The organism is Shewanella sp. MSW (assembly GCF_007636515.1).
Lineage (GTDB): Bacteria > Pseudomonadota > Gammaproteobacteria > Enterobacterales > Shewanellaceae > Shewanella > Shewanella indica.
Map to the genome: position 1 here is coordinate 222,806 of NZ_LVDR01000005.1, position 26,286 is coordinate 249,091.

A 26,286-nucleotide genomic window follows, 5' to 3' on the forward strand; every position below is an offset into this window, starting at 1 on the left:
GTCCCGGCTACAGCCATAATCTCTGCCACAATCACTGCCACAGCCTATCGGCCAGCCCCGAGGCCCGGCGAGTGAGGCGACGACAGGCACCATCAAACACTGAGCTGTTGCCCAGGCAGCAAAAATGCTGCTTGGCGCGGGTAATGGCGGTGTAGATCAGCTCCTTGGTGAGCAGTTGCAGCTGTGCCGGACTCGGGTTTGGTGGCAACACCAAAGCCACAGAATCAAATTCACTGCCCTGGGACTTGTGCACTGTCATGGCAAAACAGGTCTCGTGGCCGGGGAGACGTGCCGGCAACACCTTGAGCACACTGCCGTCGGCCTGAATAAAGTGCGCCAGCAGCCTGTTGCTGTCTCGGTCGGGCAGAATAACGCCGATATCGCCGTTAAACAGCCCCAGGTTGTAATCGTTGCTTTGGATGATCAGCGGTCGGCCCGGATAAAACTCCTGCTGTGGGGCGATCAGTCCGGCCTGTTTCAGCACTTGTGTCAGTTGCCGATTGATCCCCTCGACACCGAAATCGCCGCCACGGGTGGCGCACAGCAGTCGAAAGCGGTTGTAACGGGCGATGATCTCCTCGGCGCTGATGTCCGGCCTGTGCACCACTTCCAAATAGTCGCGGTAGTGCTCACAGGCCTGGCTGAGAAGCTGAGCCAGCCCCTGCTGCTGTTTACCGATTTCCAGCCACTCAAGCTCCTGATAACCGCCATTCCAGGCCTCAGTTATCGCGGCGCCATCACTGAGGTTGACCGCCTTGGCCAGCACGCCTATGCCGGCATCGCCGCGGAATCTGTGGCTGTGACGCAGCATACAAAGATTGTTGCCTATGCCGGGGGCGAGATTGATGCAATCGCTGAGGTCAAAGCCGGTGAGCCTTGTCAGGGTTGCGGCAAACTCGGCGCTGTAACGCATGCGCCAGTCCTGCTGGTGGCGCAAACCGGCGCAGATATCGGCGAGCACGGCGCCGGCTTCCACCGAGGCCAGTTGATCCTGATCCCCGAGCAGTATCAATCTGGCATTGGCGGGCAGGGCATCGAGCAGCCGGTCCATCATAGGCAAGTCCACCATGGAGGCTTCATCGACAATCAGCAGATCCAGATGCAGCGGGTTGTCTTGGTGATGACGGAATTTGTGCGAGCCGGGGATCACCCCCAGCAGGCGATGCACAGTGGCGGCTTCTTCGGGGATCTTGTCTATGGCGCCAAGGTCAAGCTCGGCGGCAAAGGGCATAAGCTCTTTGGCGAGGCGCTGTTTGGAGGCCTTTATCGATTCGGTCAGGCGCGCCGCCGCCTTACCCGTGGGGGCCACCAGACGTATGTTCATTTCACTGCCGAGACACAGGAGCATCAGTAGCTTGGTGACTGTGGTGGTCTTGCCTGTGCCCGGGCCGCCGGTGATCACCGCCAACTGGCGACAATAGGCGGTGGCGGTGGCGACTTTTTGCCAATCGCGTTTGCCGGAATTTTCATTATCAGTTTGAGCTTCACTATCAGTTTGAGCTGCCTCATTAGTCGCTTGGCCTGTATGGCTGGTGGGCGGCAAAAACAGGCAATCCAGCGCGCGCCGCACCTCGTCGGTGGCGGGGTATTCAATGGCGGCTATGGCGGTGAGGCGCCGGGCGACCCGGCACTCAAAATCATAATAGCGTTTGAGGTAGAGGCGGCCAGCGTCGAGGATCAAGGGTTTGTCTTCACCCGGGGCGCCGACGGCGGCAAAATTGGCCACCGCCAGCTCAAGGCTTGCCGGGTCGGTATTGAGGCGCACACTGGGGTGGGGCTCTGCCAGCGGATTATCAAACGCTATGCTCCCCAGTGGCAGGCAGGCGTGCTGCGATGATAACTGGCGGCTCAGCAGGGCGCACAGCAGCAGAAATAGCGGCGATGGCTCCCGGTGAATGGCGGCCATCTGCAGCGCAAAGTGGCGGTCGAGCGCCGTCAGCAGCCGCTGCTCTTCCCATTGCTTGAGCAGCGCAGTAACAGCTTGGCTGCTGTGCAGTATTGATGGGCTATCTGTCATAGACTCAACTCCAACTGAGGGGCGCTCGAGGGCTGCTCGCCCTTGAGTAAGGCATCCAGGGCCAGGATCACCGCTTCATCCGGTCTGTCCACAAACACCCCGGCGCCGGGATGGGCCGCGGACATGCCCCGTAAAAACAGATAACAGCAGCCGCCGAAATGGCTTTCATAACAATAGTCCGGTAGTTTGAGGCTCAGGTATCTGTGCAGCGCCAGGCTGTAGAGCAGGTACTGCAGATCGTATCTGTGCTCGCTGATGGCGGCGGCCATCTTGTCCTGGCGGTAATCGCTGAAATCATCCCCCAAATGGTTGGATTTATAATCGGCAATGTAGAAACGGCCCTGATATTCAAAGGTAAGATCGATAAACCCCTTGAGCATGCCCTTGAAGGCATCGAAGCGCAGTTCACCGCCATAACCGTGCTTGGCCAGCAAGCGGCTGAGCTCGGTATCGATAAGCTGGGTATCGCCGCCAAGGGGCAGATAAAACTCCATCTCCACCAGCTTTTGGCGCTTGCTGAGGTCGCCCAGGCGCAGACTCTGCCCCTGAGGCAGAGCGATTTCGGCGTTAAGCAGATCCCGATACCAGTCATAAAGCACATCTTGCCAATCGCTGTCGATGCCGTACTGCTGCATCGCCTGGGGCAGATGCAGCAAGAGTTCCTCCTCGGCCTGGGTAAAGTCGATTTTCTCCAGTACCAGGTGCATAAAAGAACCGGCATTGGCGCCGCGCTCGAAGCTGAAGCGGTTGGCCTGCAAGACATCCTGCGGCTCATAGACAGAGGCCAGCTCGATTTCAAACTCCTCATCACCGGCGCCCGGCAACACCCGCTCGTGGGGCAGATGTTTGACCAGGCCGGAATAGCTGCCGACCCGCCAGGGCGCGCCTTGACGCGCCGCCGGCACCTGGGCACAAAGTGGGCTTTGGGAGTGGTTTTCAGTGCCTTGAAGGTGACTTGGATCTGCATCGCCTATCTCGGTCAAGGAGATGGCCTCGCAAGCAAGGGATGCGGCGGCGCTTTGCAACCTATCGCCGTCACAGTCCTTGTCTTCAATGCCGAGCAGATAGCCTATGGCGGTATCTTTCAAAAAGCTGTTGATGCCCGTCTTGTTCATGCGGCAGTGATTGGCCAGCCCCAGATAACAGCGATATACGGGCCGGGTCAGCGCCACATACAAGAGGCGCAGATCTTCGGCCAGCGTCTCGCGTTTACAGGCTTCCCAGCCTTCGTCACTGGCGTCCAGATCCCAGACTAATTGATTGTCCTTGTGGTACAGCATGGGCGAGGGGCGGCGACTGCCGTCGCGGGCCAGGCTGACAAAGGGGATGAAGCACACAGGATATTCCAGCCCCTTACTCTTGTGGATGGTGACTATCTGCACCAGGTTTTGCTCGCTGGCGAGCCTCAGTTGCTGCTCTTCACAGCTCTGGCCGGAGAGCAGTTCCTGCTCAAACCAGTTGACCAGGGCGCTCATGCCTTCGAGCTCGGTGGATTTTTGCTGCAGCAGTTCCGCCAGATGGCGAAAATCGGTGAGACGCCGCTCGGCGTTGGCCTCTCGGCCAAGCCGCTCCAGCAGCTGCCAGTGATCCGCGAGATTGAGCAGCGCCGGCATGATGCCGCGGCGGCTCCAGAGCTCATGCAGCGACATGAAGGTATCGAGCACTTCGGCGCGCAGTGTCTCAGATTGGTTGAACTCATGGATCTTATTGGCGCTGAAGCCCAGCAAGCGGCAGGCCAGTGCCGAGCGAATCGCCCGTTCATCCCTGGGGCTGGCGAGCGCCTTGAGGATGAGGGCGATTTCCCGCGCTTCCTCCGTGACCATTACCGAGTCGCGGCTGAGGAACACGGCGCCGATCTGGCGACTATTGAGCGCTTGTTGCATGACGGCGGCTTCGTTTCTGTCGCGCACCAAAATGGCGATATCCCGGGCGCGCAGCGGCTGCTCATTGCCACTGAGGCGACACTCGCCGCGGTTGGCGGCATTGAGCAGGCGCACGATTTCGGCAGCAGCATCTTCGGCCAGCAGTTTACGGGCCTGGGTCTTGTTGAGGCCCTTGTCCGGATCTTCCTTGAGCAGCCTGAGCTGCAGCGCCGCCGAGTCTGCGCCGGGCGCGAGCAGCTGTTTGCTGCCGGCGTCATTGGCCTTGACCGGCTCGAACGGGATGGCGTCACTGATAAAAGGGTCGTTGCGACCGGCAAACAGGCGATTGACCGCTGCAATCATGTTGCTGGCCGAGCGGTAGTTGGTGTCCAGATTATAGTGATCGGCGGTATTGCGCCTGGCCTCGATATAGGTATAGATATCGGCGCCGCGAAAGGCGTAAATCGCCTGCTTGGGATCGCCTATCATCAACAGAGTTCGACTTGGCTCTGGCTCTGGTTTGGGGTCAGGCTCTGGCTTGGGTTCAGGCTGGGCGCCGGCATCCTGCTGTGGCAATTGCGCCGGGTAGATGCCGGAGAAAATTGCAAACTGCAGCGGATCCGTATCCTGAAATTCGTCGATAAGCGCCACCGGGAAGCGTTTGCCTATTTCCTGCTTGAGCTGCTCGCCGATGGCAAGGCCGCTATCCGGCGCCGTCTGGGTCAGTCCGCCTATGGCCTTGGCCAGGGTCAGCAGCAGATCGTCCGGGCTCAGCAAGTTGCGCTCGGCCTTGAGCTCGGCAAAACGCTCGGCTATCTGGGCTCTTGCCTGATAGAGAAATGCCGGAATAAGCGAGTCTACGCTGTCTCTGAGCGCTTCTATCTGCGCCAGCAGCGGCGCCTGTTGCGCTGTGGGGATTTCGCCGCCTTTTCTCAGTTTCAGTGACCCGAGAGCCAGGCTGTCCAGGAGTTTCGGGGTCGGCAGCCCCTGATGATACTTGGCCCAGTTGTCCATCTGCTCCAGCATGGCCGTGAGCTTGGGATAGCCATCGGCCTGCTTGCCATAGCTGGTGCCGTTGAGCGGCAGGCTGTGGAGCAGGGCCTCGGTGGCGTCCCTTTCTCTTGGCCAGCTCAGTCGCAGCCTTGCGAGCTGAGTCTGCAACTGCTCGGCATATTGGTCGAATTTCCCCGGGTCGCGGTTGGCGCTCGCTTGGCTGGCGCCGAGCAGCGGTCTCAATTCGCGCCCCAGCGCATCCGGAGTGGCGTAATGGGCGGCTATCGCGGTCGCCAGGGCTGTCGGCAGCCGATAACAGACATGGCGCCAGAAATCGCGCACACTCTGGCGCAGATATTCACTGTCATCCAGGGTAAATTCCGACTCGAACAGCAGCGCCGACTCAAAGGCCATATCCGAGAGGATCCGCTGGCAAAAGCCGTGAATGGTAAAAATGGCGGCTTCATCCAGGCTCTTGAGCGCCAGATCCAGCTGCTTGAGGGCGGTTGCGCGCTGCGTTGGCGGGCAGCGCTGATAAAGCTGCTCGATAAAATCGTCTTTGACGCTTAGGCCGATAAAGCGCTGATAACAGCTGCGGATCCTTTTGCGTATTCTGTCGCGTAGCTCTTCGGTGGCGGCGTTGGTAAAGGTGACCACCAGGATCTGCTCACAGCTGAGGCCCGGGCGCTCAAAATCACCCAGCAATAAGCGCAGATAGAGGCCGGAAATGGTGTAGGTCTTGCCGGTTCCGGCACTGGCCTCAATCAGGCGCCGGCCGCTCAGCGGTAAACTCAATGGCTCCAGTGCTTGCATATTATTCCTGCCCCATCTGGGTAAAATCGGCCAGGGCGGCCAGTTTGTCTTTGTGGTAAAGGCTGATAAGCGGCGCCAAAATCCCCTGGGCCAACGCCGGGAAACTCAGGCTCTGCTGGAGTCTGAGTTGCCAACCGCCTGGCAACCCCGCACTCATGTTGCTCAGGGTAAACTCATCTTCACTCAACTCATTTTCACTCAACTCATCTTCACTTAACTTAGGTTCGCAGGCTTTGCGCCCAAAATCCGGCGCTGAGCCAACATCTGCGCTGTCATCAAGGGTTAAACCAAAGTCTTCCGGAAAGCGGAACAGGCGGGCGTTATGGGGATCCTGGCCGTCACCGAACCCGGCATCATCCAACCAGGCGCTTTCGGCCTCAGCAAGCCGCAGCTGATGTTCAGTGTCAACGCTTAAGCCATCTTCAACCTCGGCGCTGAAGTACGCCTGGGAGGTTTGCGCCATAAAGGGCAGCGGCCTATGTTGCCCGAGCTCAAACAAGGCGGCCAACTGACCCAGCAAGGCCTTGGCGGACTCGGCCTTGAGCGGCGCCATGGCGTGGAAGTGACCGGCATCCAGCAGATAGCTGTACCTGTGAATGCCGCTGGCATTGAGGCACAGATGGCGAATATAGAGGCTCAACAGATCCTTGGGCTTGGTGGTACCCGGCCTTAAGTTGACCAGGCCCTTGGGATAGCAGTCATCGATGCGGCCACAGAGCAACAGCTCGCGGCCATTGACCTCAAGCTTGAGCGCTATTTCAACGGCATCCGGCTTGGGCAATTCGGCGCGAAGAAAACGGGTGCGCTCCACCGCCGGGGCGATATCGCGGCGGTATTGATCCAGCAGCAGATCGTCAAACGGCGCCATCGGCAGCAGACCTTCGGCCTTGAGCTTGTCGAGCAGGGTTTCATCCAGCTCTCCGCGCTCGTCTTCCAGCGCATCCTGCATCATCAGCAGCTGCAGCTGATAGCGTTGCAGGGCGCTGAGCTCAAAGGGCTCATCATTGTCCTGACTGTCGATATCCAGCCTCAAGTCCAGCTGCAGCACCCGCTGGCAGAAATACTGCGCCGGGTTGCGGAAAAAGCGGATCAGCGCCGAGAGTTCAAGCTCCGGCTCCTTGAGGCCGGTTTCCTCGCCCAGCTCATGTTCAATAAAGGGCGCCGGGCTTTGGGCGGCAAACATCTCCCGCGGGCACCACTGGGTTGCAAAACTGCCGGGCAGCTCGCTGTCACTGTAGAGCCGGGCGTCGAAGGGTTGCAACGGCTGCTGAATGATGAGGCGCTGCATCAGCGCATCGGCCGCCAGATCGCCAAGGGCGGCAATCTCATCGGCATCTGTGGGCACTGCGGGCGGCGTAAATTGCACCTGGTCCGGGCGGTAACACAGCTGAATGTATTCCAGCAATTCCGATACCAGCATGGAGGGAATACGCTCACTGTTATCGCGCTCGCTGTGGCCTATGTAACTGATATAGAGCTGATCCCGGGCCGACAGCAAGGCTTCGAGAAACAGGTATCTGTCATCCAGGCGTCTTGAGCGGTCGCCGCGTCTTGGTTTTTCATGGGCGGTGAGATCGAATCCCACAGGATGTTGCACTCTGGGGTAGACGCCATCGTTCATCCCCAGCAAACACACCTGGCGGAAGGGGATGGAGCGCATCGGCATCAGGGTACAGAAGTTGACGCTGCCGGCGAGATAACGCTGACCGACCCTGGACTCACTCAAGGTTGAGTTGAACCATTGCCAAACCACTGTCAGCGGCAATACCCCGCTAAAGCCCGACAGTCGCAGCTCCTCGGCGAATCTGTCTATGGCCTGGCGAATGTCGTTGATCTCTTCTCTGGCATCGTCCTCCTGGGCCAGATAAAAGGCATCGAGCAGGGCGTTAAGCTGCGCCACCCGCTCATCAGGCGGGGTTTGCTGCTTGAGCTCTTCCCTGAAGTCATCGAGTGCTTCGATAAAATTCAACAACTTGCCGAGCGCCTGCGCCGACTGGCCTTCAATACCGGCCAGCGGCAGATCGCCCTGATACAGCTCGGCATCATCGCCCAGGGCATAGCCCAGCAGCATGCGACGGATCCCAAAGGCCCAGGAGTGTTTGTCAAACCCGGGCAAGCCCAGCTCTTCACGGTTGTGACTGTCGCGGCCCCAGCGAATACCGGCGGCCTTGAGCCAGCCCTTGAGCTGCTCCAGTTCCTCTTGGGCTATGCCAAAGCGGGCCAGCACAGCGGGCACTTCGAGAATACTGATGATGTCTGTCAGGCCAAAGCGGCTCTTGTCCAGCGCCAGCAGGTTGAGAAAACCGGCAATTAAGGGGGATTCCTGGGCCGCGCCGCGATCGGCTATGGCATAGGGGATGAAATGATCGCCGCTCTTGGCGGAAAACACCGCATCGATATAGGGGGCGTAGGCGGCCACATCGGGCAGCATCACCATGATGTCCTTGGCGGCAAGCGAAGGGTCGCTGCGCAGGCGATGCAGCAGATGATCGTGCAAGGTTTCCACTTCCCGCAGCGGGCTGTGACAGCTTCGCAGGGTGATGGAGTCGTCGGTGGCGGCCAAGGGCCTGCGCCGGGCGATATTCAGGTATTTGCTGACATCCGGTCCAAGGGGCTCGCCTAAGGTTTCCATCTCCAGAATGTCATTTTGAATGCCGCCGAGCAGGGTATTTGTGTTGCCTGGGTGAAACAGCTCTTCCAGTTCCAGCCGCTCGGGTGGCAGCTCCAGCACCATATCCAGCAACTCGCGGCCGAGGCGGCCATTATTGGCCAAAATGGGATTACCCACTTCCAGCTTGTCTTCCCAGAGTTCGGGCAACTGTTTCTTGCCCTCAAAAGCCAGCGCCATTCGCGCCCGCGCCCTGGGCTCTATGATATCGCCCCAATAGTGACGACAGGGGCTGAGGCTCAGCATCACTACCTCGATGCGACTGGCGAGCGCATAGAGTACATCCAGGGTTTGCGGCGCCATCGAGGAGATCCCGAACACGAACAACCTGGGCGGCAGGCCTTCCAAGGCATGATCGCTGCCGCCTGTCAGCGTTTCGATCAGCGCCTGGTGCAGATTGGCCCTGTGATAATGGCTCTGCTGCAACTCCTGATTGTTGTAACGTACCAACTCGCGCCAAAGCTCGGGTTGCCAGGCGTGCTGAGGCGCTATCTCCAGCGGGGATTCATTTTGTTCCCAGCCGAGGATCCATTCCGGACGGTATACCAGATATTGATCGAAAATATCGGCGATACGGCCGCTGAGTTGAAATAGTTTGAGCTCAACATCGTCGCCCAGATAATGTCTGAGCGGTGCAAAATTGTCTCTATCCAGAAGGGAGGGCAACAGCGCCATCAGTTTCCAGGTCATCGCCGCCTTGGTAAAGGGGTTTTCCTTGGGCACGTCATCGAGCAGCAGATAACAGAGCTGCCAGATGAAGCTGGACGGCAGCGGAAACTCCTGCGCCGCCGCCACACCATTGTGGCGCGCCAGCTCCAGGCGGAGCCAGGTGGACATGCCGGGGCTTTGCACCAGAATTTGCTCGCAGCTCAGCGGCGACATGCCGGGCACGCCTTCGCGAAGCCGGTCTGCCAGGGTGGCCGACAGCAATTCCATCTTGTTGGACTGGATAAGAGTAAACATAGGCAGCAGGGTTACCTGGCTTTGGGCCGTTTATTGCTTTGGTGCTCTATTCTAGGTGCTTGATTTATCGGGTTGCAAATCTTGTTTCAGCAGTTTGAACCACAAAGCGCGGGACTGACGGATAAAGCGGCGTTTAAGTCTCGCCGACTCCTTGGAAGCGCCTTGATACTTGAGCTGAATATAGAGTGAGGTCCAGCTCTCGATCTCCTCTGTCAGCGCCGGCCAGCGTGCGGCCAGCGCCGCGGCGTAATCCACAGGCCCCAGAGAGGCTGGCCTTGGCAGCCCGAGCCTGGCAGCCTGGCGGCATACCTTGAGATAGTGACGGTTGATGCTGTCCGGGCCTCTTTTAAGCCGCAGCAGGCCAGTAGTGAACAAAATGACAATAAAGGTGAGAGCCATCACCGCGAGTACCAAGGTTGCCAGACGGCCGATACTCACTTCTCCCAGCAGTTTGGAGAGCACTTCTTGCTGGCGCTCGTTGTCAAAACCCAGCACCCAGACGCTCCAGTAGTAATCCAGGCTGGCGAGCCTGAGTCTCAGGCTGTTGTACCAGTTGCTGGCCCGCACCCCGGCAAAAGAACGGTCGGAAAGGTAGCTTTCTTCCGGGCTGAACAGGGAGTCGAAACCCTGCTCAATTCGTTCGGGCGCTATCATGGCGGTGGGGTCGTAACGTACCCAGCCTTTGCCTTCGAGATAGACCTCACTCCAGGCGTGGGCCATATATTGATACACGCTGAGGTAACCGGCCTGCGGGTTGTATTCGCCGCCCTGATAACCGGTGACAATGCGGGCGGGCAAGCCGGTGGCTCTGGCCATGAAGGTGAATGCCGAGGCGTAGTGAACGCAGAAACCGGCGCGATTTTCAAACAAAAAGTCGTCCAGTTGCTGCGGTCCCACCGGTGGGGGCGTCAAGGTGTAGAAAAAGGGCTGACTGTTGAAATACTGCATCATGGCCGTCAAGCGCTGCTCGGTTTGCGGGTAACGGCGGGCAAAATCGGCGGCAAGTTTGCGGCTGCGGGGGTTGATTTCATCGGGGAGATTCAGGTTGAGCTGCCGCAGTGGCGCTCTCAAGCGGTTATCCAGGGGGGCATTCGGATAGCTCATCACCCGGTATTGCAACCTTTGTTCTACCGGCCTTATGGCATAGAGGCGAAAGTCCGGCAGATTCACCAGGCGCGGATCCATGCTGTAGGCGAGATCCAAGCCGAACAGCCAATGCTGGCCGCTCGGCTCGGCTATGATGCTGTAATCGATAAAAGGCCCTTTGGGGACGCCGGGTTCGGGGCGGCGATTTATGATAAAGCTGTCTTGCTGCAGCGCCTTTATCCCCCGCGACTGCTGCCAGCGTTTGCCGTCATATTCTTCCAACACCAGTGCGCGCCAATACCTGTCTTCGGGAGCCGGTATCTGGCCCTTGAAACTGGCGCGAAATGCCAGCTCGTTGGACTTGGTCAGGCGCGAGATATCTCCAAAGCTAAGTTCATCGGACAGGCCTGTGGTACTGCTTTTCATCTGCGGTACCATCCAAAGCGGGCTGAAACGCGGCAGCACCACAAAAAGCAGCAGCGCCAGCGGCAGACTCTGTGCCAGCAGCACCAGGGTTAGCTTGATCTGGCGATTGAACGAAGCCTGTTCGTGGTAGAGGCTTGCCAACACGCAGGTGTTGAGCGCCGCCACCAGCGAGAGTTGCAGGGCGTTGAGCATCTGCTGATGGTCGATAAAGGTGAGGGCGATAAGAAAGTAGCCCACCAGTACCACGGCTTTGACATCGCGGCGACTGCGCATTTCGATATATTTAAGGGAATAGCCGAGGATCAATAAGTTGACCAAGGCATTGAGCAGGCCAAGTTCGCGACTCACCAGCGCCAGCGTCAGCGCCGCAGCAATGGCCAGCACAGTCACCAGCACTCTGGGGGGCCTGGCGACCTTGCCAAGATAGATCCCCAAGCGCCAGACAAAACAGATGGCGCAGATCCCCAGGGTTCCCAAGGTAATTTTGCCTGCAAGCGGCGCCAGCACTGCCAGATTGGTGAACAGCAGCCAAAGCAAGGTGCGGCGGGCGATGATCTCCTCCGAGGACTCCTTGAGCGCGGTTTGCAAGCGAGCGGCTTTCATCGGCCGGTACCTTCAGCCTTGGCCGGATAGAGTGCCAGGGCTTTGAGGCACTCCTGACGCTGAGCTTCGCCTTGAGAAGGCGCTATGGTTCTGCCCGCTAACTTAAGCCCCCAGGTTTGGCCGGAATGGGCCAATTGATTGACCTGATAGCTCAGCTCACCCAGGCGCTGTTCCAACTCATCGTCGGTTAATTTGCTATCAAGCTCCAGCCACAAAGGCGCCCCCTGAGGCTCGGCAAACTCCTTGCTGAGCATGCCTCGGCCCTGAGCCCACTGTTTCCAGGCCACCTGTTTGAGCGATTCGCCCGGGACATAGCTTTTAAGCCCGGCGTATTCATCGACGCCGCTGAGCCACTCGCCACTATCTTGGGATCCGGGGGCGTGTTCACTGCGCCCCAGTTTAGGCGTGCTGACCACGGGCGTTGGAAACACCCATTGACGGGTGTCGAGATCCAGATGAGACCAGGCACGGCAGAGCCCCAGAGGGTAGCAGGACTCCACCTTGAGTCTACCTGGATGCCATAGGCCCCTGGGCCTTGGCTGCATGGGCACCAAAGCCGTCTGCTCCTGGTTATCGACACGGGAGACAAAGACTTGCCGCTCTCCCGGGTAGCTGAAACCGAGCCGAAACAGGCTTCTGTCGGCGCTGACGGTCACAGGGAAGGAGAGACTGTCGCCGGCATAGGCTTGGGGAGGCTTACGGGCACTGAGTCTCAGTCCCGCCAGATTGCGGTAACTGTGAATGATGCAGGTGTGAAACACGCTGGCCAATACTATGGCCAGGCCTATCACCAGGTTGTTTTGATAGTTGGTGCCGAACAGAAACAGCAGTAGTACCAGCGCCAGCCAGATAACGCCAAAGCCGCTGGGAAGAATAAAGATGCTTCTGTGGCTCAAACGTTGCTCTTTGGCGGCGGGAATACGCCGTGACAACCAGCGGTTGAGCCGGGCAGAGAACAGGGCGGTTACAGAGGCCATCTCGCCGTCACCGAATGGGATTGATGGTGCCGAGTAACCTGGTCGATAACTGCTCGCCCTGAAGTTGGCTCGAATGTCGCAGGCGGTGCTCGGCAACGGCGCCAAACACAGCTTGCACATCTTCGGGCACCAGATATTGACGCCCCTGGATACAGGCCCAGGCCTTGGCCGCCGCCAGCAGCGCCTTGGTGGCTCTGGGGGAAAGGCCATAGCCTTCGTTTTGGCTACGGGAAGCCTCCACCAGCGCCAGAATATAGTTAAGCAGGGCATCGGAAGCCGCCACCTGTTCGCACTCCTGCTGCAGTTGATCCAGCTCGAGCGCGCTCAAACACTGGGGCAGGGGTTGGTTGCGTTCCTGTCCTTTGAGCATGACCAACTCGGCATCCTGGCTGGGATAACCAATGGAGAGGCGCATCATAAAGCGGTCCAGCTGGGATTCCGGCAGTGGAAAGGTGCCTGATTGGTCGGTGGGGTTCTGGGTGGCGACCACGAAAAAAGGATGCGGCAGTCTGTGGGTTATACCATCGATTGTGATCTGTCGCTCTGCCATCGCCTCGAGTAAGGCACTCTGGGTTTTGGGGCTGGCACGGTTGATTTCGTCGGCCAGCACCATCTGTTTGAAGATAGGGCCAGGGTGGAATACAAACTCAGATTGCTGCTTATCAAAGATGGAAACCCCGAGAATATCTGCCGGCAGCATGTCGCTGGTAAACTGTACCCGCTGATAACTCAGGCCTAAGGTTTGCGCCAGTGCATGGGACAAACTGGTTTTGCCCATACCCGGTAGATCTTCAATCAGCAGGTGGCCGCGAGCCAGAATGCAGGCCAGCGCCAGTCGTATTACCCTGGGCTTGCCTATCAAAACTTGCTCGAGTTGCTGCAGTACCTGGATTATCTGGCTCCTGGACACATTGGCTTCCTTGTTAGATGGTCACTGAAATCAGTTCCGGCTCGGTTTGGATGAACTGAGGTCTGAAGTAGAAACCTTGCACCAAATCTACATCCAACGCCAGTGCCTGAGACAGCTGCTGCTCGGTTTCGATTCCTTCGAGTATAGTTATTTTTTGGCAGGACTTGGCAAAATTAAGCAAGTTTTCCAGAAGCTTAGCCATGAGTGGTACCTGGATGGCACTGAGCCAGTGACGGTCGAGCTTGATGCAGTCTACGGCGGTCAGCAGTTGCAGTGATACCATGGCATGGGGTGCGCCGACATCATCAAGCGCTACGGTAATTCCGCGCCGGTGCAGCTCTTTGAGTAATGTTTGTGCCTTGTCGGCATCGTTGACACAGGTGTTTTCTATCAGCTCCACAGTTAAGCCTCCGGTTTGCTGCTGATACTTATCCAGCGCCTGCATCATGCATTGACAATTGGCGCTGTCCAGCGCGTGAGGATCCAGGTTGACGTTGAGTCTGGGGGTCTTGGGCGCTTGACTGAGTTGCAATAATTTGGCCTGCAACTCTACCGCTGCCAGAGCACGGCTGTCTTTATGCAGCCAGTCGAATACAAGATTAGGTGCCAAGGAGGCGCCTTGGTGATCGTAAAAGCGGGCCAGGGCTTCATAACCCTGAATGGCCAAAGTTCGGGGACAGACAAGCGGCTGATATTCACAGGCAATGTGCCGCGGAGGGGAAAGATCCATGCAGTTATCAACGGAGTTAGCTAAATGAATGCTAATTATTCCCATTATGGTGTCAAGATAACAAGTCAATTTACCCCATTAAAGCATCGAGCGCTGAAAAATACGTCTAGGAACAAGCTCTTTAATATCAAAGCGTTGGGAATTTGACTCAGTGCCAATTCACCGCCGCGTCAATAGCGGCGGCCCAGTTCTGTTTCACTGAACTGTGGCAGAGCTTGCTGTTGACGCAGCTCATAAATCTGCCGATAGGTGAACACCGCCTGCACATAGGCGCGGGTTTCGCTGAAGGGGATGGTTTCGATAAAACTCATCACATCCAGTTTGCCGTCGCTCTGCTTTAGCCAACGCTTTACCCTGTGAGGTCCGGCATTGTAAGCGGCAACGGCCAGTACCCGGTTGTTGTCGAACTGTGCCAGCAGCTTGGTGTAGTAGGCGCTGCCCAGCGGCACATTGATGGCCGGGTTGTACAGACTGCGATTGCCATTGAATGTCAATTTAAACTCTTTTGCGGTTTGCTTGGCGGTGGCCGGCATCAATTGCATCAGACCTCTGGCACCCACTGAAGAAGTTGCATAGGGGTAGAAGGCGCTTTCGCGGCGAGATATAGCGCGAATTTCGTTGACATTGACCTTGAACTCTTTACCGGCTTGGGTAAAGAAATTATCGGCAGCATAGGGAAAACGCATCTCCATATCATTCCAGAGCTTGGCCTGAATACTGGCTTCAACCGCCAACGCGTCCCATCCTTGCTGCTGAGCATAGACCCCATACTGGGCGCGCATCTGTTTGTTGTGGCGGGCGAGCATTTGGCTCCATTCGATTCTGGCATCGACCAGTTTATCCAGTGCCAGCAGCTCAGATACCCGGGCAAGCGCCTTGTCATCAGCGAGTCTTGCCTGCATTTGCGCCTGGGGTTGAGTCGGCACATGTGCCAGGTTGGGGGCTAGGCCTAACTCGGCTGCGGCCCAGAAACCATAAAAATTGCGCTCTTGGCTGAGTGCTTCGAGCATAGCATCGTCCCGGCCATTGACCCTCAGGTGCCAGTAGCGCCAGCGCGCATCGTTGCGGCCTTGATCGCTAAGTAAGGGGAGAAAACGGCGGATATCGGCATCATTTTGCTCGGCAATCGCCCAGCGCAAACGGCGCTCGGTCAGATCGTCAGCCTTGAGCAGCGGCAGCATGGTGTCGATATGATCTCTCAGCCCCTCGTCCTCGACGATAAGCGCTCGCCTGACCAGATAACGGTTTAGTTGCCGCCCCTGGAAGTCGCTGAATCTGCCGGCCTTTTCATACTTGACGTACAAACGCACCGCCTGACGCAGATCTCTACGGGCCAGGCGCTTTAGTCCGGCAGAAACGATATCACTGTAGATGGGGGCATCGCCATCAAACTGATTCATGTGCCTGAGGCGGTTGGGATCTTTATAGACCGCCTGCAGCATTTTGGCCTGATTCTGATGTTGGGTAACTTTGCGTCCCAGATACTGCAGCAGACCGCTTTGTCCGGCGTCAAAGGCCAGCATCATCCGCGACCAGATCAACTCCTGAGTGCGGTGCCCGGCCTTGCTCCAGGCATTGAACAGGGGATCGCACTCCTTGGGACGGGAGCGACCATAGAGCCAGAGTTGACGGGCACCGTCCCAGGCTAGCTGTTTATTCCCTTGGCCAAGCTGGGCCCGGTAAAAGTAACATTGCAGCTCAGTGGCTCTGGGCAGTTCCGGGGAAATGGCCAGAAAATCCTGCCAGCGTTTGTCGCCGCCGGCTCGCAGCAGATACCTGTGACGAGCGCTGCCATGCAGGGGCGAATGCTCAAATTTGTCTATTGCCTTTTGTGCCTCTGGGCCTGCAAGCGCCATTATGTCATCCAGTTCGGCGTGAAAATCCAGATAGATATTGAGCGGGTAATCCTTGAGTTGGGCCCTGAGCTTGCGATACTCGTCAAGTTGGCCTTTATCCAGCGCCTCTCTGGCCTTTAGGTAATTTTGGCGTTGTTGTTCCAAAGAGGTAGGCGCCTTGGCCGCATGGCTTATCCCGGGAAACAGTATCCAAGGGGTGGATATTGTCACTGCACTCAAGGCAACGCTGCCGGCGAGGGCTATTCGGGTCAAGGCTTTGCGCATCTAAAACTCCTTGTTGATGGCCTGTTTCACTTGAGAGGCTGAATTCAGGAGGTTAGTTCGCCGTCCTTCTCTGTATTTTCTATGGCATTAACCTCCTTGCCTATTGGCAAGGGCGTTTCTGTCATCGCCTTTTCAAGTAATTGTTTATCCAGTTGTTTACTGGTTTCAACGCCCAACTGTTGCATCTGGTGAGCCTGGCGGATAAGGTTACCCCTGCCGGTAGCCAGTTTATTCATGGCGCCGTTGAAACACTTCTCTGCATTGTCCAGCGCGCGCCCGAGTTTGTCCATATCTTCCAGATAGCCACAGAGTTTATCGTAAATTTTACCGGCTTGCTTGGCGATCCTTTGGGCGTGTTGGTTTTGGTATTCGTAGCGCCAGATGTTATTGATGGTGCGCAGTGCTACCAAAAGATTGGTTGGGCTGACGAGCATGATGTTGTTTTCGAGCGCGAAATTCACCAGCTGCGGCTCTTGTTCCAGTGCCAGCAGGAAGGCGGGTTCCACCGGAATAAACATCAATACATAATCCAGGCTCTTGATGCCGTGCAGTTGCTGGTAGTCCTTTTGGCTCAGGCCTTTGATATGGCCGCGAATAGAGTTGATATGTTCACGCAGCGCCAGGGAGCGCTCTTCATCGGTTTCGGCATTGTAGTAGCGCTCATAGGCTAGCAGTGACATTTTGGCATCTATTACCACATCCTTATTGGCCGGCAGGTGGACTATGACATCGGGTTTAAAGCGCTTGCCGGCATCATTTTTCAGATCCTGCTGCACGTCATACTCATGTCCTTGTCTGAGACCACTTTCCTGCAGTACCCGCTCCAGGATCACTTCGCCCCAGTTGCCTTGCTGTTTGTTGTCGCCCTTGAGCGCTTTGGTGAGATTGACCGCATCCTGACTCATGCGCAGGTTGAGTTGCTTGAGATCTTCCAGTTGGTGTTTCAATGATGAACGTTCACTCTGCTCCTGTGAGTAGGATTCATGAATTTGCCTTCTGAAACCTTCAAGTTGTTGTTTCAGTGGTCCGAGAACACCATCGAGCTGCGATAGGTTTTGGGATTTTAGTCTTTCACTTCTGTCTTCAAAAATCTTGTTGGCGAGATTTTCAAACTGCTCTTTTAAGCGGGCTTCACTGCGCTCAAGCAGTTCGATTTTATCGTTGAGCGCCTGTTGCTCGGCGTCGAAGCGAGCGCTGATTGTCTGCTGCATGGCATTGGACTTTGACAGGTTTAACTGAGTTTCCAACTGCTTGCGCTGAGCATCCTTGAGTTGCTGTTCAAGGTCGGGCACCCGCTCGGCAATGGCTTCTGCTTTACCGAGCTGGGACACCAGCCATTCGGCTTTTTCCTGGCTGCTGCCAAGTTGTTCGTTGAGTTCGCTGCATCTTTGTTCATGTTGCAGCACTAACTGGTCTTTAATCTGTTGCCAACGGCCGCGGGTCATGCGCTGATTAAAGAGGGCGCCAAGCAAGATACCCAGCAGTAATAGGGCCGCGGCGGCAATGAGTTGAGGCGCGGAAATTGTAGTGGCCAAGTCCATATCATGTCCCTTGAGTGCAAAAAAGAGGAGCGGAAAACCCGAATAGAGTCGCAGAATGAGTCAGGGCCTTCAAGGGCTAGGGCGTGTAGACTCAGGATAAATGGCTAAGAGTTGCCCATTTTGTACCTCTTGTCAGTCAAGGTTCAGCCAATGGAGTTGCAGGAATTATTCCAGCAGGAAATTTTTCTTTGCCTGCCTGGGTCTTATAAACTGAATTGACTGCAGCTATTGAGAGGTCACTGTGAGCAATAAAAAATTTAAACTAGGGATTGGCAGGCAAATGCTCTGGGAGTTGCCGGCAACTGAAGTCACGCCGGAAGCCGTATTTCGCGATCGGCGCAACATAGTCAAGGCACTGGGGCTCGGCGTTATAGGTGCCAGTATTCCCGGCCATGTTCAGGCCGGCTTGTTTGACCTTTTCGGTGACAAGCGTGAGAGCGAGGCATTTGTCACCTCAAATCTCAACTATCGCAGCAACCCGGACTTTCAATTACCTGGGAGCCTGACACCCCTTGACAAGGTGATCCGCCATAACAACTTTTACGAGTTTGGCACCGGCAAACAAGATCCCTTCGAAAATAGTCAGAGCCTCAAGGTCAATCCCTGGGTGCTTAAAATCGAAGGCGAGGTCGAGCGCCCCTTAACGCTGGATTATGACGACCTGCTCAAGTTGCTTCCCCTGGAGGAGCGCCACTATCGTTTGCGCTGTGTCGAGGCCTGGTCCATGGTGATCCCCTGGGTTGGCTTTCCGCTGGCGGCTTTGCTGGCCAGGGCCGGAGTCAAATCCTCTGCGACTCATGTGGCCTTTGAAACCCTGTTTGATCCCGAGCAGATGCCGGGGCAACGCAATCGCTTGATGGGCGGCGGCATTCATTATCCCTATGTGGAGGGATTAAGACTCGATGAGGCGATGAACGAGTTGAGCTTCCTGTCGGTCGGCCTCTATGGCAAGACGCTGCCGCCGCAAAATGGGGCTCCTGTGCGTTTGGTGGTGCCCTGGAAATATGGTTTCAAGAGCATTAAATCTATCGTGAAAATTAGGCTTTTGGACAAACAGCCGCCGACCAGTTGGCATCAACTGGCACCCCATGAATACGGTTTTTATGCCAACGTGAACCCAGGAGTGGATCACCCTCGTTGGTCACAGGCGACAGAGCGGCGGATTGCCGAAGGCGGGATCTTCTCTGCCAAACGGATCCCGACCCAGATGTTCAACGGCTATGGTGAGCAGGTCGCGCATCTGTACCGGGATCTGGATTTAAGGAAATACTATTGATGCGTCTAGCTCCCAAGCAACTGCCTTGGTTAAAGGCGTTGCTGCATCTGGCCGCCGGTTTGCCCCTGCTTTATTTGGTCCTGCAAGTGGTGACAGACAGGGCCGGTGGCGATCCTGTGCAATATATTATCCATTTCACCGGCAAGGGGGCGCTCAATGCTTTGGTGGCCACTTTGTTGGTATCGCCAGTTGCCAGAAAATTCAAATTGGGGTTGTTGATGCAGACTCGGCGTTTGCTCGGACTCTGGATATTTGCCTGGGCCTGCTTGCATATTCTCAGCTATTTCAGCCTGGATCTGCTGTTTGCCTGGGAGCTGCTATTCAGTGAAATTATCAAGCGCCCCTATATTTTAGTGGGGGCCAGCGCCTGGTTGTTGCTAGCTGCGCTGGCGCTGACCTCGTTCAAGGCATTGCAGCGCCGGATGGGGCGGCGTTGGCAGCAATTGCACTACAGTATTTATGCCATTGCCCTGTTGGTACCTGTGCATTATTACTGGTCGGTGAAGTCTGAAGTCATTGAGCCCAGCCTTTACCTTGCTGCCATGTTGCTGTTGTTGGCGATAAGACTGCCGAGGTTCAGCTGGTTTAGGCGCCTCTGGCCGACAGTTTGAAGTTCAGGCGTGTGTGGCCGGGCAAGTTAGGCATCGGCACTGGGTGAGGCAAAGCTGTAGCGCTTCTTTAGTGCCAGTTCCATGGAAGCCTGAGGTTGTGCCTGCTTGGCCTGATACATGGCACTGTCGGCAGCGCCGATGAGTTCGGCCAGGGTGTCGCCATGTTCGGGATAGAGACTGATGCCGGTACTCAGGCCAACCTGAAGTTGTTGCCCTTGCCAGGGGATATCGGCACCCAAGGCATGAATCTTTTCCAACACGGCACAGACTTCTTCGCGGCTATTTATCGGCTCCAGCCAGATGATAAATTCATCGCCGCCGATACGGGCCACCAAATCCGAGCGTCTTAATGTCTCCTTCAGCCTTTTGGCAATTTCCACCAGCACTGCGTCACCGGCGCTGTGGCCAAAATTGTCGTTGATGGGTTTGAATTTATCCAGATCAATGAATAGCAACGCAGCCTTAAGCTGTTGACGTTGGCAACGTACTATGGCGTGTTCCAGTTCAGTGGTGGCGGCGCCGCGATTGAGCGCGCCGGTGAGATCGTCATGATCTGCCAGATATCGCAACCTGTCTTGCTGTAGTTGCAACTGCTGGGTTTGCACTTCTACCTCTAATTGCAATTGCTCTTTTCGTTCGGTTGCTTCCATCAATGCCTGTTTCATATTGTTGAATTCATGGGCCAGTTCAGAGAGTTCATCTTGTTGTTCCAGCCTGATACGGCTATGAAGATCGCCCTTGGCCAGATCGCGTATGCCGCGTTTTAAACTGCCCAAATGGCGCCGAAAACGTCTCAGAGTATGCAGGGTAAAGCCTGTCACCAACAGGGCAATGGCCAGCAGCAGGGCACCGTTGAGATAGAGATGGCTGAGCTGCAGCACACGGGCTCTGTCCATAGTGTGATGTTGAAAGCGAAACAGATCTTCGCTCATGGATTGAATGCTCATATTGTATCTTGACAGCAACATACTACTGACCAACTGATCATCTGCTATCAGAGACAGCTTGGGCAGAGAATGCTCCAATAGGGTGCTGATGTTGTTGCTTTGGCGTTTGAGGTTAGCCAATAGCTGTTGTTGCTGTTCATCATCGACCTGAGTGGTAGTCAAGAGGGCGTTTAGGCGCAGCAGATCCCTTTGGGTGTTTTCCACAGCTTGGGTGTCCCGGTATTGTTGCAGCAGCCATAAGTTGGACCTGAGCAGATCCAGGTGTAGTTGCAGTTCAACCAGTTTGTGCATCTGTTGAAACGTCTGCTGGGAGAAATGACGTTGTTGCAACAGTGACAGCGCCAGTACCAGTGTCAGGGTGATGCAGAGAATGACCAGAATGCTGAGGCGGCTGGATAATTTCATCTCTGTTCCACCAATGACATATGTTGTATCTGATCCAGTGCTTTGGGAGCGATAACATTTCTGAAGTCGGGCAACTGCTGGGCTTCTATGGTGCCGCTGGTCATGGCCCAGCGAGCCTGTGATTGCAGATTACTGAGCAGGCTATTACCCAATGACAGACGAAACAGATAGTCCGGCCATAGAGCGACGACTTCTTCAGTGGGTAGGTGCAGATATTCGGCAACCAACTGACGGGCTTCCTGTGGATGCAGGACGATAAATTCACTGGCGAGTTTCAGCGCCTTAAGGATCCGAACATGGTGTTCGTAGTGCGTCTGATTGTCGCCCTTACGACTGATGAGATTAAAAGACAGGCTATACAAACCGCGACTGGGAAATTCGTTTATCTTGCCTGGTTGATGTTGCAATAGCTGAAATCCGTATGGCTCCCAAACCGAAATTGCATCCACATCGCCTGCAAGCAGCGCCGACGCCAAAGCTGACGGGCGGATATCCACCCGAACCGGCGCCAAGGACGGGTGTCCGGCTATGTTGAGTATGGTATCAAGAAAATACTCGCTGGCGCTGCCGGCGACGATGCCAACGCGCTTACCATCCAGCTGGGTCGGAGTGGTGATACCGCTCTTATGTAGGGTTAACAGTTTGATGTCGTTATCCGATTCGGCAAAGCTTGCCAGCACGGTGAAGTCGGTTCGCTTGAAGCTATTAAACATCACTACGGATTCAGAGCTGGTGGCCAGATCAGCCCTGTTATTGAGCAGAGCTTCGAAGCAAAGATCGCCTCCTTGAAGTGGTTGCAGCACTACATAGACGCCTTCGCGGGCAAAGAGTTCGAGCTTGTCGGCAATAATGACAGGAGCTGAAAGCAGTGAGGTGGATACGGCGATGCGAACCGGAGTCTGGTTGAGCAAAATTGGGGAGTTTGGCTGTCTGGGTATGCTGAGCCAGATAAACAAGAATAGCAATAGAGCCAAAGGCACTAGCATTTTTCCCATGGTTATTGCTGTCCTCCATTCGTCATAGTCTGAAGCCCTGGTTTTGTTCAATCAGGTGATTTCAAGTTTCTTAAGTGTAGTGCAAACAGAAGGGCGTGCTATAAAAAGGCTCATATTTTTCATGGGATTATTTGTGGTATTCGGTTGGAAAGTGAAACCGATCGCGGAAGACAGTTATTTCTTTGGTTAAGTGTAGTAAGCGAACAATAACGCGATGGAATTCAAAAAGTGAAATAAGTTGTGAAATATTATTTGGGTTGATAACGCACATCCTTGTCCCATAAAAAGAGAGGCACAGATATTGTCTGCGCCTCTCTGATATCGAACAACTCTGGTATATCGAACAATATTGTAATCGATATTAAACTCACATCCTTACTTACTACCCTGATTGGCCATATAGACCAATACTTCATCATAGGACATGTTGAGTTCGCGGGATAAATTGATGACCTTGGTCTTAAAGGTTTGTACTTGCTCCTGTTTATGCAAGTTGTTTTGCGTATCTTCAACCAATTCATTGACCGCTTCCTGAAGAAGCTTCAGACGCCTAAGGCTAAAGTCCAAAGACTTCAAATAGCGGGTCATCTGCTGTTTGTTTCTGGCTTGCTCAAGATCCGTTGAGTGTTTTTTTTCATATCCATATGCATCGAGTGCCGCAATAGCACTCTGCAAATCGAGATCTTTTGTCATGTATGTTCACTTAAAACGAAGTTTTGCCCGAAAGGGGGGGACAGGATAAAGGGATCGCAAAGCTGTCACCTATAATAGTCTATAGTATATTTCTGAAATTACTCAAGCATTTCACCGTTTATTGGATGAGATAAATCTGGAGACAGCTGTTCTGCTATCATGGAACTTGTGGTGACAGGATAAGGGCGTTAACCTAGAAAGCAGTATTTGCACGGAGGCCTCTATGCTGGATTTGTTACCGGATCTCTTTGATCATTATGAAAATGATCTCACGTTGCTGCCATCTGTCTTTCGTCAGTTTGGTGGCAAATCGATTTTTTGGGGCGAAATCGTTACCGTCAGGTGTTTCGAGGATAATTCCAAGGTGAAACAGCTGTTGGCAACCGATGGTACGGGTAAAGTACTGTTGGTGGACGGTGGCGCTTCTACCGCCAAGGCCCTTATGGGGGATCTCATTGCCCAGAGTGCTGTTGACCATGGTTGGCAGGGAGTGGTGATCTACGGCGCTGTGCGTGATGTTGCCACCTTGGCAACTATGCCGCTAGGGGTAAAGGCTCTGGCGCCAGTCCCCACTAAAACCGAGCGCAAGGGAGCAGGAGAAATAAACTGTGCACTTTACATCGGAGATGTGCATATAACCCCCGGAATGATGCTTTATGCTGACGATAATGGCATCGCAATTAGTCAAAATCCCCTGAATATGGCCTTTATCAGTTGAACAAGTGCCTTAGTCCTTATTGTTGAACAAGGAAACTATTATGAAAGTGGTTAAGTGGATACTGGGTATTTTCGCGGTATTGTTTCTCGGTCTGGTTCTGTATTTGACCTTGTTGTTTGATCCCAACGACTTTAAACCTCAGATTGTCGATGCGGTAAAAAAACAGACAGGGCGTGAATTGGTCATCAGTCAAGATCTAAACTGGACTTTTTTCCCGACTCTGGGAATTGAATTGGGCGGTATCAGCCTGAGTAACCCTGATGGATTTGATGAAAAACAGATGTTGGCGGTCAACCAGGTTGTCGCTGAAGTGGCCTTGATGCCACTGTTTCGTAAAGAAGTGGAAATTGCCCAATTAAACCTCGATGGTTTGAAACTGGATCTCATTACCCAGAAGGACGGCCGTACCAGTCTAGATGGGCTCAGTGGTGACACAGGTACGGCCAAAGAGCAACCCAAGGATACCGAAGGCAGTGCTCAGGGGCTGGCCAGTCTCAATATAGGCGGCATCAATATCACCAATACCCAAATTCATCTGCTCGACAAGCGCAGTGGCAGTGACCAAACCTTTGTACTTGAGTCCCTGACCCTGGGCGAGTTTTCGCTGGGTAAATTTGCCCCTCTGGCCTATAAGTTCAGCGGCAGCATGCCGGAGATGAAAATTGTCAGCGAGGGTAAAGGGCAATTGAAAATCTCAGCGGACATGAAGCAGTTGGAGATCACCGGCTTTGCCATTGACAATCGTGTCGAAGGCAAGAGTATGCCCGGCGGTAAGTTGAGCGCCGCTCTGAATGCTGATGTGAAATTGGATCTCAATCGTCAAAATGCCGAGTTGGTATTGAGTAGCCTCAAGGTGGCTGATATTGAAGGCAAAGGGGATCTCAAAGTGGCTTTCGGCGGCAAGATACCGGATGTGAAAGCCAACTTGGCTTTGGGAGAAATTGATCTCGACAAGTTGCTGCCGGCCAGTGAGGAAGGCAAAGCCGCAGCCAAAACCACTGAATCGGCAACGGCCGCCAAGGCCAGCAGTGAACCTGACTTGAGTGCAATGAAGCAGGTCAACTTCGCCATGGATTTAACGGTTAAGGCCATTAAAGTTGCCGGTTTGACCACTGAAAACTGGCAGATGGATCTGGTACTGAACAATGGCGTGCTGAATATGAAGCAGCTCAGTGCTGACTTGTATCAGGGCAAACTGATGACCAAGGCACAGCTTGACGGTCGCAATAAGGTTGCCAGCTACAATTTTGATACTCAGCTCAATGGCGTCAAAATTCAACCTTTACTCAAGGATGCGGCCGACTTGAAAATTCTGGCGGGGGCCACCGCTTTTAATGTCAAAGGTAAAGGCAAGAGCCTAATTCCGGATAACATCAAGCAGAACCTGGACGCCAACGGCAAGTTTGAAATCAGCGATGGTGCGCTCTATGGGGTGAATATCCCTTATATGATCCGCAGTGCCCAAGCCAAGCTTAAAGGTGATTTGTCGGCTCAGGAAGAGGGCGAACGCAAGACAGATTTCTCCAGCCTGACCGGCAGTTTCAGTCTGAAAAATGGTCTGGCCAATAACCCGGATCTCGCTATGGCATCACCACTCATTCGTTTGGCGGGTGCAGGTAGTGCCAACCTTATCAGTGAGCAGCTGGACTATAAGCTGAAAACCTCAGTAGTCGGCAGCCTCAAGGGCCAGGGCGGTGAAGGCAAGAATGATCTGGCCGGTGTCGAAATTCCGCTGATGATTTCCGGTTCATTCCAGGAACCCAAATTTGCACTCGATACTCAGGCGCTGTTTGATTCCAAGCTCAAGGAAGAGACCGAGAAGGTGAAAGACAAGCTTAAAGACAGCATCTTCAAAAAACTTGGAGGAGGTAATTGATGCGCGCCGTTTTGCCTTTGCTAGCGGTCTTGGCACTCGCTGGTTGCAGCGGCTCCAATGCCGCAACTACTCAGCCTGTGCCTCAAAAGAGCCCGACAGGGATGGAGGAACTCAGAATGCCGACACTGCACTTTGGTACCATCAAGAAAGCGCCTACACCGGCACTGTTTGAAGGTAAGCTGACGTTTAGCGATGTGGTTGATAAGCAACCTTTGCAGGTGATGTTGGAGATCCACAATCCCAAAGCATACGCGATTGGGATCCGCTTCAATTCTGGGATGACAGCTGATCTTTGGTTGGTGGATGATAAGGAACAGCGAGTCTGGGCTTGGTCAGACGAAATGATGTTCACTCAAGCAATCAGAGATACCAGCGTCAAGCCGGGGCAGACACTGAAGGTGATGTTCAAGGTGCCAGCCAAGGCGCTTGAGCGTATTGGTCCTGAGGGGTACAGTTTCCAGGCACGTTTTGAAGGTAAACCTCTGGAATCCAGTATGGCCGCTATGGCTATGTTGGAAGTGCCAGTGGCCAGGCGCTGATCCCCTAGGATAAATCAAATGCAGCTCTGGCAAAGCTGAAACTGAAATCCAAAATCCGATGATACAGACTCATCGGATTTTTTATGGGTGTTGTCGGCCGTTCTCCAAAGTTGCTTTTTACTGAAACCATCATTAAATAGCTTTTTGAGTGGCCTGCAAACAGCGCTTGGCAGAGGGAATTGTATTGGCAATGACCAGATAATAAAATGCCGTCTCTTTACAGAAACGGCATTATTTACATTGGTTTGCCCTTTAATCAGGCGCGTTCCGGCAGTGTCACATTGAGTTCGAGTACCGACAGGTTGTCATCGTTCTGATCCAACTGCACAGATACTTGCTCTTCAGAGATGTGCACATACTTGCGGATCACTTCAATTATCTCCTGCTTCATCTGCGGAAAGTAATCCGGTGCCCCGCGCTCACCGCGTTGATGGGCAACGATGATCTGCAAACGTTCCTTGGCAGTTGCCGCGGTGCTGCTTTTCTTGCTGCTTCTGAAATAATCGAGTAATGACAT

Annotated in this window: 18 protein-coding genes; 5 read left to right on the top strand and 13 right to left on the bottom strand. The window is 54.7% G+C overall.

Annotated features, from left to right (window positions below; all coding sequences use genetic code 11):
* Positions 1–31 precede the first annotated feature (31 nt).
* From recD to rmuC, 9 genes are all read right to left on the bottom strand, one after another.
* Positions 32–2,017 carry an exodeoxyribonuclease V subunit alpha gene (gene recD / locus AYI96_RS07475; protein WP_144361324.1) on the bottom strand — a complete coding sequence of 662 codons (1,986 nt, stop codon included), beginning with the start codon at positions 2,015–2,017 and terminating at the stop codon, positions 32–34.
* Positions 2,014–5,685 carry an exodeoxyribonuclease V subunit beta gene (gene recB / locus AYI96_RS07480; RefSeq protein ID WP_144361325.1) on the bottom strand — a complete coding sequence of 1,224 codons (3,672 nt, stop codon included), beginning with the start codon at positions 5,683–5,685 and terminating at the stop codon, positions 2,014–2,016. The genes recD and recB overlap by 4 nt, the downstream gene beginning before the upstream one ends.
* Position 5,686: 1 nt before the next feature.
* On the bottom strand, positions 5,687–9,316 hold the full coding sequence (gene recC, locus AYI96_RS07485; protein WP_144361326.1) for an exodeoxyribonuclease V subunit gamma: 3,630 nt from the start codon (positions 9,314–9,316) through the stop codon (positions 5,687–5,689).
* Positions 9,317–9,367: 51 nt separating this feature from the next.
* On the bottom strand, positions 9,368–11,431 hold the full coding sequence (locus AYI96_RS07490; RefSeq protein WP_144361327.1) for a DUF3488 and DUF4129 domain-containing transglutaminase family protein: 2,064 nt from the start codon (positions 11,429–11,431) through the stop codon (positions 9,368–9,370).
* Positions 11,428–12,528 (bottom strand): DUF58 domain-containing protein, encoded by a 1,101-nt coding sequence (locus tag AYI96_RS07495; RefSeq protein ID WP_256213889.1) that lies wholly within the window; start codon positions 12,526–12,528, stop codon positions 11,428–11,430. The genes AYI96_RS07490 and AYI96_RS07495 overlap by 4 nt, the downstream gene beginning before the upstream one ends.
* A complete protein-coding gene (locus AYI96_RS07500) occupies positions 12,416–13,318 on the bottom strand; it encodes an AAA family ATPase (protein WP_071476065.1) in 903 nt (300 codons plus the stop codon). Before AYI96_RS07500 ends, AYI96_RS07495 begins: the two co-directional genes overlap by 113 nt.
* Positions 13,319–13,331: 13 nt before the next feature.
* Entirely contained in the window at positions 13,332–14,048 is a 717-nt protein-coding gene (locus AYI96_RS07505) for an EAL domain-containing protein (RefSeq protein ID WP_039033267.1), read from the bottom strand.
* 170 nt (positions 14,049–14,218) lie between these two features.
* Positions 14,219–16,168 (bottom strand): transglycosylase SLT domain-containing protein, encoded by a 1,950-nt coding sequence (locus AYI96_RS07510; RefSeq protein WP_039033266.1) that lies wholly within the window; start codon positions 16,166–16,168, stop codon positions 14,219–14,221.
* Positions 16,169–16,212: 44 nt separating this feature from the next.
* Positions 16,213–17,709 carry a DNA recombination protein RmuC gene (gene rmuC / locus AYI96_RS07515; protein WP_144361328.1) on the bottom strand — a complete coding sequence of 499 codons (1,497 nt, stop codon included), beginning with the start codon at positions 17,707–17,709 and terminating at the stop codon, positions 16,213–16,215.
* A 280-nt stretch (positions 17,710–17,989) separates the two neighbouring features.
* Between rmuC and msrP the strand changes: the two genes are divergently transcribed.
* On the top strand, positions 17,990–18,985 hold the full coding sequence (gene msrP / locus AYI96_RS07520; protein ID WP_144361329.1) for a protein-methionine-sulfoxide reductase catalytic subunit MsrP: 996 nt from the start codon (positions 17,990–17,992) through the stop codon (positions 18,983–18,985).
* Positions 18,982–19,596, top strand: a complete 615-nt coding sequence (gene msrQ, locus AYI96_RS07525) for a protein-methionine-sulfoxide reductase heme-binding subunit MsrQ (protein ID WP_039033263.1) — start codon at positions 18,982–18,984, stop codon at positions 19,594–19,596. The genes msrP and msrQ overlap by 4 nt, the downstream gene beginning before the upstream one ends.
* 26 nt (positions 19,597–19,622) lie before the next feature.
* Here the strand turns inward: msrQ and AYI96_RS07530 are convergent, their stop codons facing one another.
* The 3 genes from AYI96_RS07530 to AYI96_RS07540 form a co-directional block, all read right to left on the bottom strand.
* Positions 19,623–20,948 (bottom strand): GGDEF domain-containing protein, encoded by a 1,326-nt coding sequence (locus AYI96_RS07530; RefSeq protein WP_071476060.1) that lies wholly within the window; start codon positions 20,946–20,948, stop codon positions 19,623–19,625.
* Complete coding sequence (locus AYI96_RS07535) at positions 20,945–21,943, bottom strand: ABC transporter substrate-binding protein (RefSeq protein WP_039033262.1); 999 nt, start codon at positions 21,941–21,943, stop codon at positions 20,945–20,947. The genes AYI96_RS07530 and AYI96_RS07535 overlap by 4 nt, the downstream gene beginning before the upstream one ends.
* A gap of 375 nt (positions 21,944–22,318) precedes the next feature.
* Positions 22,319–22,636 (bottom strand): hypothetical protein, encoded by a 318-nt coding sequence (locus tag AYI96_RS07540; RefSeq protein ID WP_039033261.1) that lies wholly within the window; start codon positions 22,634–22,636, stop codon positions 22,319–22,321.
* Positions 22,637–22,859: 223 nt separating this feature from the next.
* On the opposite strand from AYI96_RS07540, the gene AYI96_RS07545 reads away from it, so the two are divergent.
* The 3 genes from AYI96_RS07545 to AYI96_RS07555 are packed head-to-tail and all read left to right on the top strand — an operon-like array spanning position 22,860 to position 25,769.
* Positions 22,860–23,354 carry a putative 4-hydroxy-4-methyl-2-oxoglutarate aldolase gene (locus AYI96_RS07545; RefSeq protein ID WP_144361330.1) on the top strand — a complete coding sequence of 165 codons (495 nt, stop codon included), beginning with the start codon at positions 22,860–22,862 and terminating at the stop codon, positions 23,352–23,354.
* A 40-nt stretch (positions 23,355–23,394) separates the two neighbouring features.
* A complete protein-coding gene (locus AYI96_RS07550) occupies positions 23,395–25,230 on the top strand; it encodes an AsmA family protein (protein ID WP_039033259.1) in 1,836 nt (611 codons plus the stop codon).
* The gene (locus AYI96_RS07555) at positions 25,230–25,769 is read left to right on the top strand and encodes a BsuPI-related putative proteinase inhibitor (RefSeq protein WP_144361331.1); all 540 of its coding nucleotides are present in this window, start codon (positions 25,230–25,232) and stop codon (positions 25,767–25,769) included. Before AYI96_RS07550 ends, AYI96_RS07555 begins: the two co-directional genes overlap by 1 nt.
* Positions 25,770–26,025: 256 nt before the next feature.
* Here the strand turns inward: AYI96_RS07555 and minE are convergent, their stop codons facing one another.
* The gene (gene minE, locus AYI96_RS07560) at positions 26,026–26,286 is read right to left on the bottom strand and encodes a cell division topological specificity factor MinE (protein ID WP_144361332.1); all 261 of its coding nucleotides are present in this window, start codon (positions 26,284–26,286) and stop codon (positions 26,026–26,028) included.

Excerpts from the sequence above, each read along its gene's own strand:
- AYI96_RS07545 (WP_144361330.1), top strand. The coding sequence starts at position 22,860 with ATGCTGGATTTGTTACCGGATCTCTTTGATCATTATGAAAATGATCTC.
- AYI96_RS07510 (WP_039033266.1), bottom strand. The coding sequence starts at position 16,168 with ATGCGCAAAGCCTTGACCCGAATAGCCCTCGCCGGCAGCGTTGCCTTG.
- minE (WP_144361332.1), bottom strand. The coding sequence starts at position 26,286 with ATGTCATTACTCGATTATTTCAGAAGCAGCAAGAAAAGCAGCACCGCG.
- AYI96_RS07490 (WP_144361327.1), bottom strand. The coding sequence starts at position 11,431 with ATGAAAGCCGCTCGCTTGCAAACCGCGCTCAAGGAGTCCTCGGAGGAG.
- AYI96_RS07540 (WP_039033261.1), bottom strand. The coding sequence starts at position 22,636 with ATGACAAAAGATCTCGATTTGCAGAGTGCTATTGCGGCACTCGATGCA.
- AYI96_RS07530 (WP_071476060.1), bottom strand. The coding sequence starts at position 20,948 with ATGAAATTATCCAGCCGCCTCAGCATTCTGGTCATTCTCTGCATCACC.
- recD (WP_144361324.1), bottom strand. The coding sequence starts at position 2,017 with ATGACAGATAGCCCATCAATACTGCACAGCAGCCAAGCTGTTACTGCG.
- AYI96_RS07555 (WP_144361331.1), top strand. The coding sequence starts at position 25,230 with ATGCGCGCCGTTTTGCCTTTGCTAGCGGTCTTGGCACTCGCTGGTTGC.
- AYI96_RS07535 (WP_039033262.1), bottom strand. The coding sequence starts at position 21,943 with ATGGGAAAAATGCTAGTGCCTTTGGCTCTATTGCTATTCTTGTTTATC.
- recC (WP_144361326.1), bottom strand. The coding sequence starts at position 9,316 with ATGTTTACTCTTATCCAGTCCAACAAGATGGAATTGCTGTCGGCCACC.
- AYI96_RS07505 (WP_039033267.1), bottom strand. The coding sequence starts at position 14,048 with ATGGATCTTTCCCCTCCGCGGCACATTGCCTGTGAATATCAGCCGCTT.
- AYI96_RS07550 (WP_039033259.1), top strand. The coding sequence starts at position 23,395 with ATGAAAGTGGTTAAGTGGATACTGGGTATTTTCGCGGTATTGTTTCTC.
- recB (WP_144361325.1), bottom strand. The coding sequence starts at position 5,685 with ATGCAAGCACTGGAGCCATTGAGTTTACCGCTGAGCGGCCGGCGCCTG.
- rmuC (WP_144361328.1), bottom strand. The coding sequence starts at position 17,709 with ATGGACTTGGCCACTACAATTTCCGCGCCTCAACTCATTGCCGCCGCG.
- AYI96_RS07495 (WP_256213889.1), bottom strand. The coding sequence starts at position 12,528 with ATGTGCAAGCTGTGTTTGGCGCCGTTGCCGAGCACCGCCTGCGACATT.
- msrP (WP_144361329.1), top strand. The coding sequence starts at position 17,990 with ATGCTCTGGGAGTTGCCGGCAACTGAAGTCACGCCGGAAGCCGTATTT.